Raw genomic sequence first — 19,704 nt, 5'->3', positions numbered from 1 at the left:
CGGAATCTCCTTGATTTAGAGTGCGTAATACCCGAGGAACATCAATAAATTTAATCCGGATAAACTGGGTAATTAGCACACCGAAAAGTACCTTTCGGATATTGGGAGGAGTTACTTGGCAAGTCAAGTAACTAAGAGACTAACAAACAGTCCTTATTAAGTAATAACTGTACCATCATTTAGAATTTAGGAAATATTGCCAACTGAACAAACTAGGCTTGGCGTTTCCTATTGATAAACGCCAAACCTTTTGTGTAAAAAGCGAGCAAAAATCTAGCTTTGGGCCATCTTAATTTCTGCGGTCTGAGTTATTCCCCATATCCCACAGAATTGGCTGATCGCCACCCATAATGGTTGAAGGCATTTGACCATTCCATTGCTGCGCGCGGATATATTCAACCAAGGTATGGTTTCTGGCAATCGCATCAGCTTTTGCTTTAATCGCTGCGGCTTCCGCTTCCCCTTTCTCCAGAATCGCAAAAGCTTCCGCCTCGGCCTCTACACGAATCTTATGGGCTTCACCATCTGCTTTAGCTTTGGTGGCATCACGGCGCGCATTAGCAGTATTCACCTCACGTTGCGCTTCCAGTTTTTGACGTTCCAATTTATGCTTTTCCGCAGCCGCCAGGTTCAACTCTGTCTGCTTAGTTTCAATAGATTGGATGTACTTGGGAGGCAAGCTGATGCTCTCAATCTGTACATCTCCCAATTCCATAGGCAACCCCTTGGTTTCCTCCTCCAAGAGTTCCTCAATACGTCGAATTGCTGCATTCCGGTTCTGGATAATCTGCTCTGCCTTGAATTCAGCCAAACCAGCTTTACTGGCGCTTCTCAGCCTGGGATCGAGAATCCGCTGTTCAAATTGTTCCAAACCGCCATATTGCTTATACAAATCAATGGCTGCACTGCGAGTTACCGTCCAGTTCACCGCAGTCACTGCTTTTAACGGCATTTGTTCTGCAGTGGCGGCATTCATCGTCTCAACATTTTTCCGGGTTCTTACTTCGATTTCGACCACATTGTCCATAAATGGGACTTTCGTATGAATTCCAGGATCAACCTGTGAGATTGCCTTACCAAATCGCTTTACAATTCCTACGTGCCCCTCGTCAACCGTGAAAACAGTCCCCATGGCGATAGGAATAATCAGTAATGCAACACCAGCGAAAATTCCCTTCTTAAGATTTTCCACAAACTTTCCTTTAACTACTTACATCCAAAAACGGTTCTTAACTTCAAAGATGAATACATAAGCGGATATTCTTTAATCCCTACATTTCTAAACCAGAAGGGAGTACCAAATAAGCCCCACTAAAATTCACTCAAAATGACCCGCAGGATGATATAGATAATTTTTCAATAAAAAAAGTATGACGCTTCACTTCCACATATCAGTGGAGCGAACTCTTTGAACCGTAATATAGAAGTAAGCTTCAACTATCCAACCGCGATCTTGTTTGTAGATATTTAGCGCACAATAAAATCGCATTCGCAATTTCAAATGCTAGATATACGAATAAAAACCGCCTTTTAAATTTGATCAAATACCTGAAGAGACACGTATACACAAAAATATATGTCAAAATATTTTTGGCCTTTCATGAATAAAAGATATAGGAGAGATACGCCTAAACCCACTACCAGATGAGCACTTATTACTTATGCAAATCCAGCTACGCCTCACCTAAGCAAGAATTGTGCGCCCGATAAAGCCTTGCCATTCAATCAAGCTCTCAATCAACGCTATTATCCATTAGCAATCACTTTCTCTATCAATAAGTAGAGGCCTTGACAATGAGCACTTCAGATTCATCGGACAAAAATGGCCCTGTCGAGGCCAACCCATACAAGTGGCCATATAATGGGGATCTCAGGCCAGAAAACACCGCTCTCGTGGTTATTGATATGCAGGTGGACTTTTGCAGCCCCGGCGGCTATGTCGACAAGATGGGATATGATCTGGAGGCAATGCGCAAGCCCATCGAACCCATCCAGCAAGTATTGAATGCGATGCGGGCAGAAAACTACCACATTATGTACACCCGGGAGGGGCATCGCCCCGACCTTTCTGACCTCCCTCCAAACAAACGCTGGCGCTCGCGACAAATTGCTGCCGGTATCGGCGACCCGGGACCATGTGGACGTATTTTAGTCAGAGGGGAACCTGGTTGGGACGTGATCCCTGAACTAGCGCCCAAAGCTGGCGAGGTCATTATTGATAAGCCTGGCAAAGGTACCTTCTTTTCTACAGACTTCGGGCTCATACTCAAGCTTAAAGGGATCGATAACTTGATTCTCGTGGGCGTTACAACCGACGTCTGCGTACACACCACCATGAGGGAAGCAAATGATCGAGGATTCGAGTGCCTGCTTCTATCAGACTGCACTGGGGCTACCGACGTCGGCAACCATGAGTCGGCTCTCAAGATGATTACTATGCAGGGAGGTGTCTTTGGCGCTCATACAGATAGCCATAAACTTCTGAAGGGACTAGCGGAAGCCTCTAATACTAAGTAAGTAAAAAATATATTGTAGTTGGGAAAGAGCTTGTTACTGAGATCGCTCTTCCCTAATAGAATTTTAAATCAAGCGGGCTCCGTAATTCTCAGATCGCCAGCATATGATAAAATGAACCCCACTAAAAACATGTGCACACTGACACTGAACTGATACTGCCCTTCACTCTCTGTTTCATAAGCCTTGACTTTGGGCCAAAGAAACTTTGGCAAAGGTATACCTAATAGCTTCGTTTTCGAAAACTGATATTCAAGTGCTCCGTCGACATTATGAGCGGTAAACTGCATTTCCAAAGGGACGAGCCTTTCCACCAGGTAATTTTTTTCTGAATAAAATGATGAACTCATCTTGAACCCATCGAAATCTCTCACCCAATCCATCCGATCGGAAAAGTGCCCACAATCAACAACTAACTGCGAACTTGAGCTCGCCTTCGGAAATCGAAATATTGAACAAATAGTATTCGCAATAACTCCACCTCGCTTGACGACAACAGAACCCTCATACCTCTTCACCCCAGTGTGTGCAAATTGCAACAGTGGAGATAATTCATTGAATGAGGACCCCATATGAGCAGAAAGTATGTTCAATATTCACTCCTATTCCTATTCACGTCCTTTACCCACAGTACCATCTATACAGGTAGCTGGCAGGCTGTAAATATTCAACCTGCCAGCGCACTCTCAGTCAACTCGATGACTAAATCAAGCTTATTTTCTATTCGCTCTCAGAATAGTGCTCATAGCCCGATGAGCGTCAACGAACCCAAGCCCGGTGTTGTGATCACCTAGCCAACTGCGGCGAGCATTATCTTTCAATGACTTGCTCACTAGTTGAGCAGCTTCTACCCTGCTAAGGCCGTAGTAGTCTGCCATTTCAAGGAGCAATAGGCTGACAGCCGCTAGTTGAGGAGCGGCAAAAGAGCTACCAGACTCAAAGTTTTGACTGGAAGCTGAATATACTGCATCGCCGGCAATAGCAAAGCTCTGCTTAATAGCCAAGGGGTTGTAACCCGGAACCGTCGCCGTAAGTGAGATCTCATTTGAGAATGGTTGGAGGTTGATTGCAAAAAACAAATTCTCAGCACCGGCCTGCCCTTCGTTCTGAGCAAGGAATGCCCTGATTAAATCCAGGTCATAGGTAAAGAAGCTGCCGAGTGGTGGTAGCTCCAAGCGCTCTCTCACATCGGTGTTGTTATGCTCAAGATCTGTACCTGTATTCCCCAGTGACTTGGTAAAAATCTTACTTTGTAAAATAGCGGAAAGATGCTCTGCAAACTCTGGGTCGAGTTGGTCATTGGTGATATGAAATGCACGGCTCATATTGATCACACTAATGTCATCTCGATACCGCATATAGGCCATTGCATCATTATAAGTTTTGCTCTCGGCACTAACGGGTACAATAGTCGCCTTCGGAGCAATATCCAAAATGATATCAATTACGGTGTTACCATGAAGGAAAGTAATGGGATCACCAAATGCAACTTCTGCTTCAATATTGGGATACTGTTCGCGCTGCTCTTGTAAGCGTGTCGGATCAAACAAATCAAAGACAGCAATTACCATACCCTCGCCATCAAAGCGTCTAGTCAAAATTTGCTGTTTCAGTTTATAACCGGGTACATGGGGAAGCAGTAACTCATTAATTGCCAACCTGAAGAGATTCAGGTCGGCAATAGCGGCATCAAATTCCGGCCTATATTGCTCCTGGTAATCTTCTGGCTGAAACGTGTATAGAAGCTCAGCTAATACAATAAATTCTGTGATTGACTGGCCCCACTTGTGCATCAGTAATTCTTCAACCATGTAGTGGGATTTTGCCATTCCCGAATATTGATCAAAATCAGCTGCCAGATACTCTTCAATAATTGGAGTTACCGGCTCTTCCCAAGGCCAGGGGGTTAATTCTTTCACAATCTCTAAGGAATCTCTGGCCTGCTCAATATCTGGGGTTGAAGCAAATATATTGAGGCTACCCAGCAACATTAAGATTGTTAGTATTATCCTATTCAAAACTATTTCCTTGTTATCTTGATATCTATTAAGTATTTCTTGTAAGTAAGCCTTCATAGCAAATGTTATTGAAAATAACACTCAGAAGAACTCCATGTACTACAAACAAATGGGATCATGAAATATAGCAAAAAGCAATTAACACAGCAGATCAGTAAAATTTTTTACCTATTCAAGAAGACTAAATTTGACAGACCCCCTCTAATCACAAGAGAGCAAACAAAATTGTGACAATCCAAATAGAAAACAACCAAGCACATCTCTCCTCTATTAAAGAAGGGGAATGCCATAGGATGCTCATTCAAATAGCCGATAATAATAAAAAAATATTTGACACTTAAAAACTTTTATTTCAAAAAAAAAAGAAAATAATCCACTATAAGTATCAGCAAACTTCAACCAAAACTTGGCCAAGGTTAACCAAAAATAAAACTTAACTTCACAAATGCTAAACAGGGAACCAGTTATGATAACTAACAACCTATCTTTACCTATCGCATTTTTTACCATTGTATCTTTACCTACCCACCAAGCGCTTGCGATAGATTGTTACGACACTATTGATACAGCCGTTACCCTTGCTGAAAATCTCGAGTGTGAATTAAGTCAAGAAAACCCATATGCATTAATTGTTACTGATCCAGCAGGAAGATTAAGGATGACAGGAGAGGGGGGGATCACCTGCACAGGCAATGAACTAGGGGCCATTGAAGAATTTGCAATATTCGTAGAGGGGTCAGGAAATCAAGTTTTCGGAGGAAAGGTAGACAACTGCCCTGGTGGAATTTTATTGGGTGGTACAGGCTCTCACATTGTGTACGATACCGAAGTTAGTGAATATTTCGAGCATGAAGGCATTCGCAGTGATAGCGATAATAACATTATACAGTCTAGTGTAATAAATGGGGATCCTACTAGATCTGGAGGAGATGGAATTGAAGTAAATGGCGATTTCACTAACGTTTCACTAAATAGGATTATCGGTGCTGGCCAGGAAGGAATTCAGATCGAAGGGGACTTTGTTTATGTAGCACAGAACTATATTACTGGAAGTGATGACGACGGTATAGACTTGGAAGGTCTAAATGGAACCATTGTTCTCAATACTTCAGAGGAAAATGATGATGATGGGATACTAATTGAAACAAGCGATGCGTTGGTAATTCAAAACATATCTAGCTTCAATGGAGATGAAGGCCTGGAAATTGATGACGCGGGAACTAATAATATACTTCAGCTAAATACTGCGAATAACAATGAGTCAAATGGAATTTCTATTGATAACTCTGGCACAGAAGGTAATACCATTCGAGATAATACCGCGCTAAATAATAGCGAATTTGACCTAAACGACCCCTTTGCCGACCCTCTCTGTGTAGGTTTACAGAATAACTGGGGAAACAATCAGGCAAACACCTCGAACCCCGACTGCTTGCGTTTCCTTCCTTAGAAACATCGCTTGACCGAATTTCATACACCATGGATGAGTGGACCAAGCACCGTTCATCCATGGTGAGATCTTTAGACTGGTACGCTATTCATGGGGTATAGGATATTTAGAAAGCCGCCTTCCCTAACCTACTGGCCCATCTCCCGAACCAAGTATCCGGCCCCGTCAATATTCTCCATTACCCAGAGAATATAAGCGATATCGACATGAATCGCCCGGGTGCTATCGGTGAAGTCCCAATCAGCATTGATGCTATCGTATGTTCCGTCAAATACGACTCCCACCAGCTCGCCGCGACCATTCATTGTCGGAGATCCTGAGTTACCGCCCGTAATATCTACGGTACTTAGGAAATTAACCGGTACTGAATCCAGCTGCTTTTCATAGTAGCGGCCATAGTTCTTCTTATCGATCGCTTCCATCAAAGCCTTGGGAGCATCAAAGGGGTCCTCGCCGGTATACTTTGCCTTAATACCACGCAATGTTGTAAAAGGTACAAAGCCTTGTTTACCGTCATTACCATCTGCTGCCTCTTTAATTGTTCCAGCTGGTGGCTCATAGCCTTTAACCAGGCCATAAGTCACGCGAAGAGAGCTATTTGCATCCGGGTAGACCGGCTTACCTAGGGAGTGGTAATAATCTATCAGCATCTCCATATACTGTGGGCGCAATTGGGCGAAACGCCCTTTCATGGATTTCTCATGCTCTTCACGGGCAAGCATATCATCGTACATGGCCACTGCCAGCTGGATAAACGGATCCTTGCTCTCTTTGAAGTCTTCAGGCTTTTTACCGATCCACGCTTCACGTACCTCGACATCGGAAAGCTCTGTTTCCTTATACATTTTGTCGAGAGTTGCCTCTAGGTCAGTATTGCCTTTGCCGATATTCAAGTAACGATCAAAGCTGGCTATACGCTGCTCCTTCGGGAGCGCCTGATAACGGTCCAGGAAGTAAAGCCAGATCTGCTTGTCGACTGATGGGTGATAGCTGCGCTCTATACGACGCATGCCCTCTTTGAATCGGGTTAGATCCCGTTCCTGATAACCCGGCTTGCGCTCAGCATCCGGTTTTTCGTTCTCTTTAGCCAATCGATACAGTTTGCTCGCAGCACCCAGCATGGCTGAACGATCCATATAATCGATGGCCAGGTCCTGTTCACGGGTTGATTCTTTTTCTACAACCAGCGCCTCGAGATCATCGATCGTCGACTGGTATTTTTTCTCGCGGGCCTTGTCTGAATCCACCCAAGCTTGCAAATCTTTTTCCAGCTTTTCTTTACGCTGCAATAGATCACTGCGCTGGTAACCCTCCATCATGCCGGTAAAGTTTTTAGAGTAATTATTCAAACCTGCCACGAGGCTTGCATACTTTAACTCTGCATCTTTATTGTCGGCGGTAGCCGCACCAATCGTTTCTGACCACTCACCCAATACCCGCTGCATGTTTGGGTAATACCAATTAAAGTTACTTTCCACTTCCTGGGCGGTGCGATAGCGATTAGTGCGGCCAGGGTAACCGGCAACCATCACAAAATCGCCTTCCTTAGGGCCTTTTGCCGCTACGGGCAGGTAGTGCTTGGGCTCGTAAGGGACATTATCTTTGGAATAATCAGCCGGTTTACCATCTTTGCCAACATAGGCGCGGTAGAAAGCGTAATCGCCGGTATGGCGAGGCCACATCCAGTTATCGATATCGCCGCCGAATTTGCCAATCGAAGACGCCGGCGCATGAACCAAACGCACATCGCGGATTTCCAGCTGCTTAACCAGGTAGTAATTCAAACCGCCGTAGTAGCTATAGACCTCACAGCGATGGCCCGGATCTTTTTCACACTCGGAAACCAGCGCCTTCTCCGCTTCTTCGATTGCGGCAAAACGTGCAGCACCATCCATCTCATCTGTCAGGCGTTCGTTAACCTTGTCCGTTACTTCGTTCATTGCAACGGTGACGTAGACGCGGGAGCCCGGTGCAGCAGGCAGCTCTTCAGACAAATCTCCGGCCAGGAAACCTTCAGCCAGTAAATCCTTGGATTCAGTTGAATTGTATGAAATTGAACCGTAGGCGCAGTGGTGGTTGGTAATCACCAATCCCGTGGGAGAGACAAAGGAAGCGGAACACCCCCCCAGGCTAATCACCGCATTCATAGGGAATTCAGTAAGCTTGGTCATGCTGGCTGGGTCCAGCTCGAGGCCATGACTGCGAAGCTCCTTGGACAATTCAGGCAACTGGTGAGGCTGCCACATCCCCTCGGTCGAAACACTTTCTTTCTCTGCAGCAAGGCTGGAGTAACTGGCTCCAGCGAGTAGTGCAGCAGTTGCAACCCCGTAAACAATAGAATTATTTATTTTCATATTTACTCAGCAATATTTAAAAAAATAACGGATTAGTTTTGGATGTACCCCAACTCCAACCTGTCTTTTGCGACATCCACACCGAAAATTCACCTATAAGTGCGGCAGACTGACAGAGTAACATACCCGCCAGGACGGTAGGCCGACACGAAACTGTGCTCTTGGTTAAAACCAGTATTTCATCGATATTACTTCACTGGCTTATACACTCAAATGGGGCAAGCCATAGATACGTAATTGATACAAAATATCATTTTAATGTCGTAAAGTCCGGGCGAATCTAAATTATGGCGACAACAAGAAGGAAATTTGCGACAAGCTGTTTTGCCCTCAAAAAATCTTTGAGCAAGCCACTTCCGGTTCCGGCATGCACTGACCAATAAACTTCACTTAACGCCCTACAACCACTGAGATTTCTGTGTGGGTTCTGGATTCAAGCTTGATTATCTCCAACTACCTGGAGGCTATCTTACTAGACTAATCAGCAAAGTGATGCATCACATCATTTCAACACCGGAGAAGTGAACTGTACGATCAAGGAATACAGGTATTGGCCCGTCTTCAATAGCAGGAAGCAGGACAGCTAGAACCTCGGGAAATAATTTTCATTAGTTGAAGTTATCTAACGGAAGAATAACTTGAGTTTAATTACTCTACAGAAAGATACCTTGAGCAACGCATTGCACAAGTGAAGAGAACTCAGCTGACTCCAATCAAGAACGGACCGTCTGCGGTAACTTTACATATTCTCGTCGGGCAATATCTACAGATAAGTCAAAATTTTTTGCAGATATAGTGATCTAAATCTTTCAGACACATCGCTAAGATGGTAAGGCTATAAAGCAGGATGTCATATGTAGCAAACAGTATACGCCTGAATTTTAAACCGGAGTTCAAGAAAGTTGGTTCAAGAAAGTTGGCTCAAGAAAGTTGGCTCAAGAAAGTTGGCTATATCAATTGACCGCTTCTATCTGGTCTTGCCCTTTCAGGGCTGCTTACTGGTACGAGTTTCCCTAGGCCGCTGGTTTGTTTGTGCAGAAGTAAATCAGCACACAATCTACTAGCCTCCTTTGCTCTTGCCAAGCATATCCGTTGCTGTAAGAATTCAGATAGAGCTATTAATAAATTATATTACTTGAAAATCCCTGGAAACTCTATTATGCCAGCAACACCTATTCTAGACGAAGAAGTTATCGATCTCTCAGGGAGAGAAAATCTTACTGATCTGTCACCGTTAAGTGAATTTAGGAAGGTTAAAGAACTGTACCTAGAGGATACTCTGGTGGAAGACCTTACACCGTTAGCAAACTGTAAACAGTTAAGAGTTCTTTCCCTTTCCCGTTGCCCGGTAAAATATTTGAAGCCCATCGAAAGCCTTACTGAGCTTGAGGAGCTTCACATTGATCAAACATTAATATCAGAACTGAGTGAGTTTAAAAAAATTAAGAAACTATACCTGAATGATACTGATATAAAGGACTTAACACCAATAGCGAACTGCAAACAATTAGAGATCCTTTGTCTATCTCGTAGCCCCATTAAAGATTTGAAGCCCATTGAGAATCTTACTGAACTCAAGGAACTTCAAGTTGATCAAACACAAATCACGGACTTATCTTCCCTGACAAAGTTAAACATGCTTGAGTGGCTAAGAGCTGATCATTGCAGCTTTACCGCGATCGACTCACTTTCTGGAAAAAATAGACTTCAACGCCTAGACATCTCCGATTGCCCAGTTAAAGATTTTACACCACTGAGATCCCTAAGCTCATTGATAATGCTTGGGTTGCGGAATACCTATTTTGATGATTGCTCCATTTTAGTCAACAACCGGAATTTAGCTAATCTTAACCTGGCCCGAACAGAGGTAAGCGAAATATCTGCGCTTGGAGAAATGAAAGATCTGTGGTGTTTATCTTTAGAAGGAACGTTCGTAAAAAACTATTCTGCATTATCTTTATTGCCCAATCTGCGTGAACTTTCTATAGGCGATTACCTCTCTAAAGAGGAGTATGATGGAACTGACAGTATCCCTGTTACAGATCTAAATCTTAACTGGGAAACTATCCGAGGATTGGAGGAGGTTCAGGAATTTATTGGAAGACATTCACATTAAGTTTTTAAAATATCATTTTCTGAGAATGTCCAAACTGTTGTTAATATGAACAATTCAGTTTGGTTGTTTTTATACCAACCTTTAAGACTGGTAGAGGAAACTCCCAATGATATTAGAGCAACCAATCATTAGAACAGCCTTGTTACTTATGTACTGAGTAGAGCAGAGTTAAGAAAAAATGAGCAGATCTTTGCAAGAATTTCTATTAAGCCAGGCCAGATTTGAATACCTGGCCATATAGCTATTTGGATTCGTAAAACACTTTTGTTTCGGTACCCTGGTTATCCGCCAGGGCAGCGATCCAGGAGCTCTCCATTGCATCCCAATCCAGACGCGCTTGGTTAATCGCCTCTACCCGGCTTTCCAATGTGTCATCCAGCTCTAAAACTGTAAGCACTTTGTCAGCCTTATTAAATCCAAATACACCTTGCTCGGTAATAAATACCCCCTTGATTCTCTCAGCGTCAGTGCCACTGAATAGTGAAAAGAGCGCATCATAATCAAATATAAATTCAGGGCTAAAACGCCAGCCACAGCTGTAGTATCCCTCTCCGCTATTCTCTGAGCGGAGATAGCCACACTCCGGCAATAGCTCAACCTCGTCTGCCGCCTGAGTTACTGGGTGGTGGTGGTCACTCCCTGACGAGACCTGAAAACTGCAGGGCAGTTGGAGCCAATCCAATTCGATACGCCCCTGCTCCACCACTTGCAGCGGTTTTTCAGCGCCCTCACCTAAGAACGAGAGAAATCGCTGAAGGTTTTGCAAGTCTTCGGGGCCGTAGAGATCAGACTTATTAGCCACTACCAGATCAGCAACTTCTAATTGCTGCCGAAAAGTCTCACTACGTAAGTAGCGATTATCTTCAATACAGCCAGCATCGACCAAAGTTAGCGTACCGCGAAGGTCCAACACACCGCCGCGCACTGCATCAGACAAAGCCGCCAGCACCTCTCTAGGGTGCCCCAGGCCCGTCGGCTCAATTATTAATCGATGGGGCCTGGCCTTAGCCAATAACTGGTTTAAAGCGACCTGCATCGGCAAACCAGCAGCACAGCACATACAGCCGCCAGGTACCTCTCGAATATAAATATTGCCTTCCTGTTCTGGTTCAAAAAGTACGCCATCAACGCCCACTTCTCCAAACTCATTGACCAGAACAGCCCAGCGCTCATCAGCGGGCTTACTTTCCAGGAGATGCCGGATAGCCGTTGTCTTGCCGACGCCCAAAAAACCAGTGATAACGTTGGCAGGTACCCCGCGTATTAACTGACTAGCTGCCACTAGGCTGCATCCCGGCTGCACTCATCACAAACACAATCCAGCTCCAATTGGGATGTCTGGAGATGATATCCAGCACTTTCAACCGTATCCCGCAATGCATCAATGACTTCAGGCCTAATGCCAATTTCCCGCACTTTGCTGCAGCGATTGCAGATTAAAAACTGTGGGGTCTGGTGGCTGTGGTCACAGGCAATATGAGCACAGGCCAGGTACTTGTTTTCTGAATTAAGTTTGTGAACCAGGTTCTCTGCTGCCAGAAAATCCAGCATTCGATAGACTGACATGGCGGGAATTGAGTCGCCAAAGTCACCATTGTAATGCTCCGCTATTTCATAGGCAGAGAGCGGAGTTTTTGACCGCAACAACACGGTAAGAACGTTCTTACGCTTTTCAGTCAGGCGGGCACCTGAACTGCGACAGGTTTGTTCCGCCACACTCAGGGTCTGTTTGATTTGGGATGCTTTCATAGCCTATTTCATTTGCAATTTGTTGTCTTTACCAGTGAGCAGTTCAGCCCCCTGACGACCGGAGCTGATCCATTGCACTGCAATCCCATGAATACCGGGAAACCTCTCAAACAGGGTAACAATGACACTGTTGAACTGTGCCAGATTATCACACTTGAATTGGTAACTAGCACGGAAACCACTGTGCACTGAGTTGTCACTGGTAACTTCTGCGCTATATGGCGCCTTAACTTCCACACTTAAGGGATTGCACTGGGCACCGACAAACTCAAGAAAATGATCTGGCTTGGATAGCTCGTGAGCAACCTGCTCTAACCGCTGCTTTTGGGCATCGCTACGTGGCGCATGCTCAAATCCCACTAGATCAACTGTGGGTGACTCCAGCTCGATGATGATTTTGTCTGCTTCGGCCACCAGGTACATCATCGCCTTACCGTGAACATGACTTCCCATTTCCCCAGCGACCGGGCCGGCCCAAAACAACGCAACAAACAATGCTCCTGCAAGTTTCATAACCCTCACCTACTCGACTAAAGCATCCCGATAAATCAAGCGCAGGTTTACCCAGTGGGCAACAATCAATAAGCCTGCACCAAGAACACTGGCAACTAGCTCCCATACCCCCTCGATATATAGCGCACCAACCAACAGCAATGCCCCGGAGAAACCAACAATCATTACCGCGTAGCGCTGATGGCGCCGGCAAGAGGCTGGGAAGCTGGCCAAGGTCAGAATTACCACAGGTACAAGCAACAGCAAGTGGAGAAACTGGTCCTCTTGTAAAGCACCCAATATCCCCAAACCTCCCAATAGCGGTAACAAAGGAGTCAAAAGACAGTGCAGCAAGCAAAGCCCAGAAGCCAAAATTCCTAAAGTATCTCTCACAACAATCCTTTTAATCTACGAGAACCCAAGACAACCACATACACTTCAATCAACTTGATGATATGTTATATCATAAATTTAATATTTCAAGTCAACACGAGCTATGCAACAGGGGATTCATGGAATGCCAAAAATCAGTGAACAAGAACTGCTAGGGATGCCTGCATCAGACTATATGAACGAAAAGCAATTACTCTTCTTCAAACAGCTTCTGATGGAATTGAGAAATGACCTGCTGGCCGAGCTTGCACACGGGCAACAGGCTATTGCTACCACGAAACTTGCCCTAGCTGATGACCTGGATCGGGCAACTGCAGAGCAAGAAAACCAGCAACATCTGCGCTTTACCGGTCGAAAGAACCTGCTGTTGAGAAAGATCCAGCGGGCTCTGGAGAAAATAAAAGATGGCAGCTACGGTTACTGCGAAATCAGCGGTGACCCTATCGGGCTGCAGCGACTATTGATAAGACCCACCGCAGAGCTTTCCTTTGAAGAGAAAGCTCGCCAAGAAATACTGGAGCGTAACTACAGTAAGCGAAGATAAGGGTCGCCGTCTAAGAGACCACTAATATTTCTTTCATACAGCCCGATAGTTACGCATTGTACCAAGGTGGGACGATCCACTGACCAAAGTGCCAGTCGCGAGGTACAAACCTTCCGTAGCCTTGTCCCAATCGGTCTGGCTTATTATTGGTAGGGTTCATTGCCCAGCCCTCTGCCAGAGTGACATTGACACCATTTATTCTGCACATTGCTATAAGCTCTCTGAAAGCCTGCAAAGTTTGAATAACCACTTCACTGCGAGCAGGAGTAAATGCAATAAGGGGTAAATCTATGTCGTTCACATATGGGCGTGCGGCTTCATCACTGTGCCATAGTACATTTCTTCTGGGGAATGGCCCCCAATGCCCAGCTCCAGCTCTCGGGTTGCGAATGCCACCAATAGTGGAATTGAGTGTCTGGCTTACCTCATAAATCCGATTAGTTATATTTCCCAGCTTGGTGCCTTGCCTTTGGGTAGTGAAATTTCTCTCTAATTGGGTTTCGATATGCTGGCGCTGCGACCAAGCTTGAGCAGTGCCGAGAATACGGCGGTCATCTCCATATCGATCAAACTTCTTTGCGCCCCGCTTAAATGGCCAGATAGCAAACAGATCATAATCTCCAGTAATAGCATTAAGGGGGTGCTCATTTCGAAAATGACGATGCTCCACGGGGTTGGTCATTGCCAGTAGTGGCTCATACATGTCCTTATACTTAGTGTCATACTGGACAACAATGTTGCCACGCTCCTGAATAAAGCCTGACTGCCTACTTTTTTCCTTATCAACATAGACACCCCACATGTCTCCCAAGCATGTGTTAACCCTGATAAGAGAATAATGAAAAGTAATGCCACTGAGGTGGTTAGCTACACCTTCGTAACGATCTTGAGTTTTTCTTGTAACATTGATCTTTCCGCTCCGAATAAGCCAATCAACCCTTTCCTGATGTAAGCGAAGCGGTGTTGTTGATGCAGTCCAACCTGCGCCAGACTGTAGATCAGTAAAGGCTTCTCGATGTTGATCACGGTTATAGGCCGCTTTTCTCATCCCGTGTTTATTTAACCGGGGGTCTCGTAAGACAAAGCCTGCCATCGGCCCCCAATCACATGACTTCCCATGAATCCTAAAGCCCTTTGTGTCATATCCCTGCTCAAGTAATTGGGTACATGTTGGCCCTGTTGCGCGAACGATGATAACGCAACGGTGAGATGCTGCGGTGGTTTTAAATGCGTCTGCATGAGAAGCCGGGCAGCCTATAAGGTTTTGACGCAATGCAGCATTGTTAAATATAAGGTCCATGTATTAAATTCCTGTTTCGGGGCAGCCTACATATAAATTTCGATTAGCTAAATAAATGCTATTTATAGAAATTTATTACGATGAATGTAAAACTACTAAATCTATATTTTGTGCCTCTAAAAATAAGCACTAGTCCAATTACTATTATCAAACACGCCAAGGTAAAGATCTTGCCCATCGCCCTTAACCCTGACTTATTTATAGGCCTGTATCTGTGAACACAAACTGAATTAGTCTTTTGAATCCAATTAATAAAGCCAAATTCTTAGGAAGCTTGGCTTGAAAAATGCCCTACCCCAAATTCATACGCAAAGGAAAGGCTACAGAAATACCAAAGTCCGTGGATCGTATCACCTAAAGCATCCAAAGGATTTCCAGTTTGCTCTAAAACTTAAGCCTACACGCAGTCCGCAGCGCGGCCTTTAGGTTTTGGGCATATTTTTTTAGATTTTGGCCTTTTAAATTGAGAGGGGCTGGTTTATACAACTGAAGCATCACTACTAGACGTATAAGATATCCTGTAAATGGATATATTCTTAACAGGCAGAGAATTTACCAGATTAGAAAAGGGAGGCCGCATTGGATCACGAATTATAACCTAAAGAAAAAAGACCCCTAGCTAGCCTCCAAGATCTTTCCTTGAAGGAGCGCAATTAATCTACCTATCCGAGTCAGAACAGAGTCTGATATACACAAGAGGAATCATTGGGCTTTACTTCATTAAACGCACCTGGCCCCACTAGATCTTGCACACTAAGAAATTGAGATATATCAGACTGTACTAATTACATTGCCGACTACCTGTCACCGTCTAAAGTTCCAGATTCTGTTTTATCTCTATTGCTTAGTACTTGTTGCTTTACACATCTAACTGACACCAAAAGTATAGCGATGGCTCCAATAAATGTAGTGGCTGCCATTGACAACTCTATAGCAATCAATATTAAAGAAATGACACTTATCGATAACAGCTTTAAATTTTTAATATGAAATTGGAGATAATCTCGTCTCAGAAGATCTTCAATTAAAAACAACATGAGAATCGCCAAACCAAAAGCAATTACTATAAACTCAAAGCTTCCTGTCGATACCCCTCGATAAAACGATATATAACATAACAAACCAGTGCCTGGGATAGCTGCAACATTTTGCATTGTATAATAATCTGCTGAAGCCAGCCTCCAGAAGGTTGACCACTGACTACTTTCATCCTGTTCAAGTATAGTTAGTTTAATCACCAAATATGGGACGGCAAGCAGCCCTCCGACAAAGAGAATAAAAACAAATATCACCATAAAAATACCTAGCCAGTAAATTCAATTTCGATAATTGATCTACAAAATAATACGCTAAGAATGAGTCTTCCTGCTGATAAGCAGAAAAACTAACCGCTTTTTCTCACCCGATTCAAATCATCACAAACCATCTCCATACCATCCAGCACCCGGAAAGTATGTCGCTGGATGATATCCGGTGGTACATGAAACAGGTTTCCCTCTTTAACTGCATTAATTCTTGGGTATGCTTCCCAGGCATCCAACCAATCTGGCCGCTCCTCCCCCATTCCGCTGGCGATAATTACTCTCGGGTCTCTATCCAGTACAGACTCAATGCTAATCTTCGGTGCTAATACCAATGCATCGGCAAATATATTACGGCCGCCACAGGTTTGAATAACATCGCTAATCAGGTGGTCGCCACTAAGTGTTTGCAGAGGCTCATTCCAAACCTGATAAAAAACACTGACTGAATCCAGGTCCTTGTGGCTATGCTGTATTTGATTCAGTCGCTCAAGCCACTCTCCGGCAGATTTATCTGCATAGTCACTTGTGCCTGCAAGTGTACCGAAGCGCTTTACATTCGCAGCGATATCTTCAAGAGTGTGAGATTCAGATACGAAAACTGTAAAACCGAGATCCTCCAGTTTATTAATCATCTGATCGCCATTTCCCGATCCCCAGGCAACAATCAAGTCAGGATTTAGCAATAGTAAACTTTCATAATTTACAGCTTTATAGTTACCTATCTCCGGTAATTGCTTGGCTTGCTCGGGGTAGTCACTGTAGCTTACCGCAGCAATTAGCTTATCCCCTGCCCCGGCACTGTAAAAGTTCTCCACGATATTTGGCGCTAGCGCAACAATACGCTCTGCTGGTACAGGCAGTTCAACCCATTGGCCACGGGCATCTTTTACCCGCACGGAATCATCCGCCCAAGTATTACTCACCAATAACAGGTTCAAGGTTAAAACAACACGGACAATACTGCTTCGAGACATCTCTTTAACTCGACTATAACTAAGGAGCTTCTAAACAGCTCCGTAACTCACATTGGCAACCACTGCCACCCATAAAATCAATATCGACAACTCACTTATCTCGACCAAACCGCCCAAACAATCGCCGGTATAACCACCAATAGCCTTATCCCACAGGCGACGCCAGAATAAAACCAGGCCAATCAAACTACAGACGATGCCTATGGCAATGGGTATTGGCGCCGCTAAACATCCAATAGCAACTACGATTGCAACTACCGGCAATAGGTCCCATCGGCGCTCGGAGCCAGTGGGCGGTACATGGCCTTCAACACGTGCGTATTGTGAAATTCCCATTAAAGCCAGGGCCGCAGCCCTGGCTAACATAGGTGAGAGCACTAACGGCAGATAGACCCAAGCATCTTTTGTTACCGGGTTTATTAGCTCTAGCAGGGTTGCTATTGCAGCGAACTTTATCAGTAGGAAAACAACAACAGCCGCTACCGCAATAGAGCCGCAGTGGGGATCGTGCATTACCCTCAGAATATGCTGACGTTGTTCTTCAGGATCGGCACACTTATGTCCAGCAAAGTAGGCATCAGTACAGTCAGCAAGGCCGTCGAGGTGTAGTGCACCTGTCAGGACCACCCAGAAACCCAATAGTATTGCGGCTTGTAACTGAGTACCTAAAGGGGCCAGAAGGTAGGCGGCTCCGGATAACAGTACACCAATCACCACTCCAACCAGGGGGTAAAAATATATCGACCGCTTCACCGTTTCCTTGTCCACCTCCCGCAGCAAGCCCGCCACCGGCAGCCGGGTAAGAAATACCAGCGCATACAGAAATGCTTGGGATAGGTTGTACAACTTACGGGCAATAAACATAAGCTGACTGCTCTGGGTAGGAAACGGTAAAGGTCTTATTGTCCGAGTCGTATCTCAGCGATGCGGCAAACCCGTAATTAACTTGCAGTGAAATCATTTTGACTGGAAGCCAGTTATTCGCATATGCGAGCAACAACTTGATAACGCCACCGTGAGTAATAAGCAGCAGGGACTCTCCCGAGTATTGCTGGGCTAGATTATCAATAGCTTGAAGAACTCTGGATCGAAATGTGGGAAAGGGCTCGCCTCCCGGCGGAGCGTGCTTTTCCGGGTCACGCCCCCAAGCTTCACACAGTGCTCGTTGCTCAGTCCAGATCTTATCGACTGACTGCCCCTCCCAGTCCCCGAAACCAATTTCCCGGATATCAGGAACTTCAGTTATCGGCAGCTTTTTCTCTCGGGCAAGCTGGGCAGCAAAGCGCTGGCAGCGTTGTAAGGGTGAAGTAATAATCCGGTCCCAGGAGTCATCGAGCTCGGCAAGCCCTCGCAACATCTGCTCCCTACCCTCACTGGTTAGGGGCACATCGATCTGCCCGCGAAAAATATTTCCACCTTCGCAGGCACCGTGTCGTAAAAGATCAATCCGCAACTGGCACTCCTGCCTCACTGAAAGTGAACATTTTGTTATGCAGGCTCAGCGCTTGCTTGATAATACTTATGGCCAACACTGCACCTGTGCCCTCGCCAAGGCGCATATTGAAGCTCAGCAATGGCTTCACCCCCAGGCACTCGAGGGCCAGTTTGTGACCAGACTCGTCAGAGAGATGGGCGTAGAGCAACCAGGGCTTCACTGATGGATTAATAGCACCGGCAATAGCTGCCGCGGCAGTCGCCATAAAACCATCAACCAATACAGGGACACCTCGCTGGGCACTGGCGACAAACGCTCCCGTTAAGGCTGCAATCTCAAAGCCACCAAAAGTTTGCAGAATAGCAAGTGGCGAGCCCAGCGCTGCCCGGTGCTGCTCCAAGGCAGATTCGATCAGTTCCACCTTGCGGGCGAGCACTGCATCGTCGATACCTGTTCCTCGCCCCGTAATGCTGCCAACCTCTAGCTCAAAAAGGGCGGCAAACATGGCAGCGGCGGAAGTGGTATTGCCAATACCCATATCTCCGCCAATAAAACAATCTGCATCGGTAGACTGGCGGCGACCGGCATCAAGAGCAAGAGCCAGCTGCGCTTGGGTCATAGCGGGATTACCTTGGGAGAAGTCCGCAGTAGAGGGAGCTATAACTTCATCAATCAGGTCGGGGTGTTCAGCGGGGACCACACAACCCAGATTAATTGCGGCAAAGTCAGCATTCTGCTCGCGGCTCAACACATTAATAGCCGCCCCACCCTCGCAAAATAGTTTCAGCATTACAGAAGTGACGGCCTGAGGAAATCGGGAAGTTCCCTGGGCTGCAACACCGTGATCAGCACCGAATACGCGCACCGACAAATTATTCAGTAGGGGTTGCTCCCTCCCCTGGAATCCGGCGAAATCCACGGCAATGCTCTCGAGCCGACCGAGCGCGCCTTGCGGCTTAATCAATTGCTCCTGGCGGGCAATCGCGGCATTGCGAGCACTCTGGTCCGGGGTTGGTGCAGGCTTATCGAGCCAACTGAGTTCATCTATCATCATTATCAGT

At 45.5% G+C, this 19,704-nt stretch carries 18 protein-coding genes; 4 read left to right on the top strand and 14 right to left on the bottom strand.

The window, feature by feature from the left end; all coding sequences use genetic code 11:
• Positions 1–289 precede the first annotated feature (289 nt).
• Positions 290–1,192 carry a prohibitin family protein gene (locus ACJJIY_RS15450; protein ID WP_444897472.1) on the bottom strand — a complete coding sequence of 301 codons (903 nt, stop codon included), beginning with the start codon at positions 1,190–1,192 and terminating at the stop codon, positions 290–292.
• Between the two features lie 602 nt (positions 1,193–1,794).
• Here ACJJIY_RS15450 and biuH point away from each other — a divergent pair.
• Complete coding sequence (biuH, locus tag ACJJIY_RS15445; RefSeq protein WP_445358251.1) at positions 1,795–2,517, top strand: biuret amidohydrolase; 723 nt, start codon at positions 1,795–1,797, stop codon at positions 2,515–2,517.
• Positions 2,518–2,585: 68 nt separating this feature from the next.
• On the opposite strand, the gene ACJJIY_RS15440 is transcribed toward biuH, so the two are convergent.
• Entirely contained in the window at positions 2,586–3,107 is a 522-nt protein-coding gene (locus ACJJIY_RS15440) for a DUF4166 domain-containing protein (protein ID WP_445358250.1), read from the bottom strand.
• Between the two features lie 120 nt (positions 3,108–3,227).
• The gene (locus ACJJIY_RS15435) at positions 3,228–4,532 is read right to left on the bottom strand and encodes a S8/S53 family peptidase (protein WP_445358249.1); all 1,305 of its coding nucleotides are present in this window, start codon (positions 4,530–4,532) and stop codon (positions 3,228–3,230) included.
• A gap of 466 nt (positions 4,533–4,998) precedes the next feature.
• Here ACJJIY_RS15435 and ACJJIY_RS15430 point away from each other — a divergent pair, with 466 nt between their 5' ends.
• Positions 4,999–5,982 carry a right-handed parallel beta-helix repeat-containing protein gene (locus ACJJIY_RS15430; protein ID WP_445358248.1) on the top strand — a complete coding sequence of 328 codons (984 nt, stop codon included), beginning with the start codon at positions 4,999–5,001 and terminating at the stop codon, positions 5,980–5,982.
• A gap of 128 nt (positions 5,983–6,110) precedes the next feature.
• Here ACJJIY_RS15430 and ACJJIY_RS15425 read toward each other — a convergent pair whose 3' ends face one another.
• Positions 6,111–8,336 (bottom strand): S46 family peptidase, encoded by a 2,226-nt coding sequence (locus tag ACJJIY_RS15425; protein ID WP_445358247.1) that lies wholly within the window; start codon positions 8,334–8,336, stop codon positions 6,111–6,113.
• 1,159 nt (positions 8,337–9,495) lie between these two features.
• Between ACJJIY_RS15425 and ACJJIY_RS15420 the strand changes: the two genes are divergently transcribed.
• Positions 9,496–10,452 (top strand): leucine-rich repeat domain-containing protein, encoded by a 957-nt coding sequence (locus tag ACJJIY_RS15420; RefSeq protein ID WP_445358246.1) that lies wholly within the window; start codon positions 9,496–9,498, stop codon positions 10,450–10,452.
• Between the two features lie 241 nt (positions 10,453–10,693).
• On the opposite strand, the gene ACJJIY_RS15415 is transcribed toward ACJJIY_RS15420, so the two are convergent.
• The 4 genes from ACJJIY_RS15415 to ACJJIY_RS15400 are packed head-to-tail and all read right to left on the bottom strand — an operon-like array spanning position 10,694 to position 13,086.
• Positions 10,694–11,734, bottom strand: coding sequence for a CobW family GTP-binding protein (locus ACJJIY_RS15415; protein WP_445358245.1), 1,041 nt, complete (start codon positions 11,732–11,734; stop codon positions 10,694–10,696).
• The gene (locus tag ACJJIY_RS15410) at positions 11,734–12,201 is read right to left on the bottom strand and encodes a Fur family transcriptional regulator (protein WP_282933007.1); all 468 of its coding nucleotides are present in this window, start codon (positions 12,199–12,201) and stop codon (positions 11,734–11,736) included. The genes ACJJIY_RS15415 and ACJJIY_RS15410 overlap by 1 nt, the downstream gene beginning before the upstream one ends.
• Positions 12,202–12,204: 3 nt before the next feature.
• A complete protein-coding gene (locus ACJJIY_RS15405; protein WP_444959495.1) occupies positions 12,205–12,714 on the bottom strand; it encodes a ZrgA family zinc uptake protein in 510 nt (169 codons plus the stop codon).
• Between the two features lie 9 nt (positions 12,715–12,723).
• Complete coding sequence (locus ACJJIY_RS15400) at positions 12,724–13,086, bottom strand: MerC family mercury resistance protein (RefSeq protein WP_444959494.1); 363 nt, start codon at positions 13,084–13,086, stop codon at positions 12,724–12,726.
• Positions 13,087–13,210: 124 nt separating this feature from the next.
• Between ACJJIY_RS15400 and ACJJIY_RS15395 the strand changes: the two genes are divergently transcribed.
• On the top strand, positions 13,211–13,630 hold the full coding sequence (locus ACJJIY_RS15395) for a TraR/DksA family transcriptional regulator (protein ID WP_413662163.1): 420 nt from the start codon (positions 13,211–13,213) through the stop codon (positions 13,628–13,630).
• A gap of 49 nt (positions 13,631–13,679) precedes the next feature.
• On the opposite strand, the gene ACJJIY_RS15390 is transcribed toward ACJJIY_RS15395, so the two are convergent.
• The 6 genes from ACJJIY_RS15390 to cobT form a co-directional block, all read right to left on the bottom strand.
• The gene (locus ACJJIY_RS15390; RefSeq protein WP_444959493.1) at positions 13,680–14,930 is read right to left on the bottom strand and encodes an anthrax toxin-like adenylyl cyclase domain-containing protein; all 1,251 of its coding nucleotides are present in this window, start codon (positions 14,928–14,930) and stop codon (positions 13,680–13,682) included.
• A gap of 797 nt (positions 14,931–15,727) precedes the next feature.
• A complete protein-coding gene (locus tag ACJJIY_RS15385) occupies positions 15,728–16,225 on the bottom strand; it encodes a hypothetical protein (protein WP_444959492.1) in 498 nt (165 codons plus the stop codon).
• Positions 16,226–16,314: 89 nt separating this feature from the next.
• A complete protein-coding gene (locus ACJJIY_RS15380; protein WP_445358244.1) occupies positions 16,315–17,208 on the bottom strand; it encodes a cobalamin-binding protein in 894 nt (297 codons plus the stop codon).
• 30 nt (positions 17,209–17,238) lie between these two features.
• Positions 17,239–18,072, bottom strand: coding sequence for an adenosylcobinamide-GDP ribazoletransferase (gene cobS, locus ACJJIY_RS15375; RefSeq protein WP_445358243.1), 834 nt, complete (start codon positions 18,070–18,072; stop codon positions 17,239–17,241).
• Entirely contained in the window at positions 18,056–18,661 is a 606-nt protein-coding gene (locus ACJJIY_RS15370; RefSeq protein WP_445358242.1) for a histidine phosphatase family protein, read from the bottom strand. The genes cobS and ACJJIY_RS15370 overlap by 17 nt, the downstream gene beginning before the upstream one ends.
• Complete coding sequence (cobT, locus tag ACJJIY_RS15365) at positions 18,651–19,697, bottom strand: nicotinate-nucleotide--dimethylbenzimidazole phosphoribosyltransferase (protein ID WP_445358241.1); 1,047 nt, start codon at positions 19,695–19,697, stop codon at positions 18,651–18,653. Before cobT ends, ACJJIY_RS15370 begins: the two co-directional genes overlap by 11 nt.
• Positions 19,698–19,704 lie beyond the last annotated feature (7 nt).

The organism is Microbulbifer maximicatervae (SeqCode) (assembly GCF_052468155.1).
Note: the sequence above shows the minus strand (reverse complement) of the source record. Positions and strands in the feature narration are given on the sequence as shown.

Bases quoted from the DNA above. Each gene is read 5' to 3' on its own strand.
- ACJJIY_RS15420 (WP_445358246.1), top strand. From the start codon at position 9,496: ATGCCAGCAACACCTATTCTAGACGAAGAAGTTATCGATCTCTCAGGG.
- biuH (WP_445358251.1), top strand. From the start codon at position 1,795: ATGAGCACTTCAGATTCATCGGACAAAAATGGCCCTGTCGAGGCCAAC.
- ACJJIY_RS15395 (WP_413662163.1), top strand. From the start codon at position 13,211: ATGCCAAAAATCAGTGAACAAGAACTGCTAGGGATGCCTGCATCAGAC.
- ACJJIY_RS15380 (WP_445358244.1), bottom strand. From the start codon at position 17,208: ATGTCTCGAAGCAGTATTGTCCGTGTTGTTTTAACCTTGAACCTGTTA.
- ACJJIY_RS15410 (WP_282933007.1), bottom strand. From the start codon at position 12,201: ATGAAAGCATCCCAAATCAAACAGACCCTGAGTGTGGCGGAACAAACC.
- ACJJIY_RS15405 (WP_444959495.1), bottom strand. From the start codon at position 12,714: ATGAAACTTGCAGGAGCATTGTTTGTTGCGTTGTTTTGGGCCGGCCCG.
- ACJJIY_RS15425 (WP_445358247.1), bottom strand. From the start codon at position 8,336: ATGAAAATAAATAATTCTATTGTTTACGGGGTTGCAACTGCTGCACTA.
- cobT (WP_445358241.1), bottom strand. From the start codon at position 19,697: ATGATGATAGATGAACTCAGTTGGCTCGATAAGCCTGCACCAACCCCG.
- ACJJIY_RS15390 (WP_444959493.1), bottom strand. From the start codon at position 14,930: ATGGACCTTATATTTAACAATGCTGCATTGCGTCAAAACCTTATAGGC.
- ACJJIY_RS15385 (WP_444959492.1), bottom strand. From the start codon at position 16,225: ATGGTGATATTTGTTTTTATTCTCTTTGTCGGAGGGCTGCTTGCCGTC.
- cobS (WP_445358243.1), bottom strand. From the start codon at position 18,072: ATGTTTATTGCCCGTAAGTTGTACAACCTATCCCAAGCATTTCTGTAT.
- ACJJIY_RS15430 (WP_445358248.1), top strand. From the start codon at position 4,999: ATGATAACTAACAACCTATCTTTACCTATCGCATTTTTTACCATTGTA.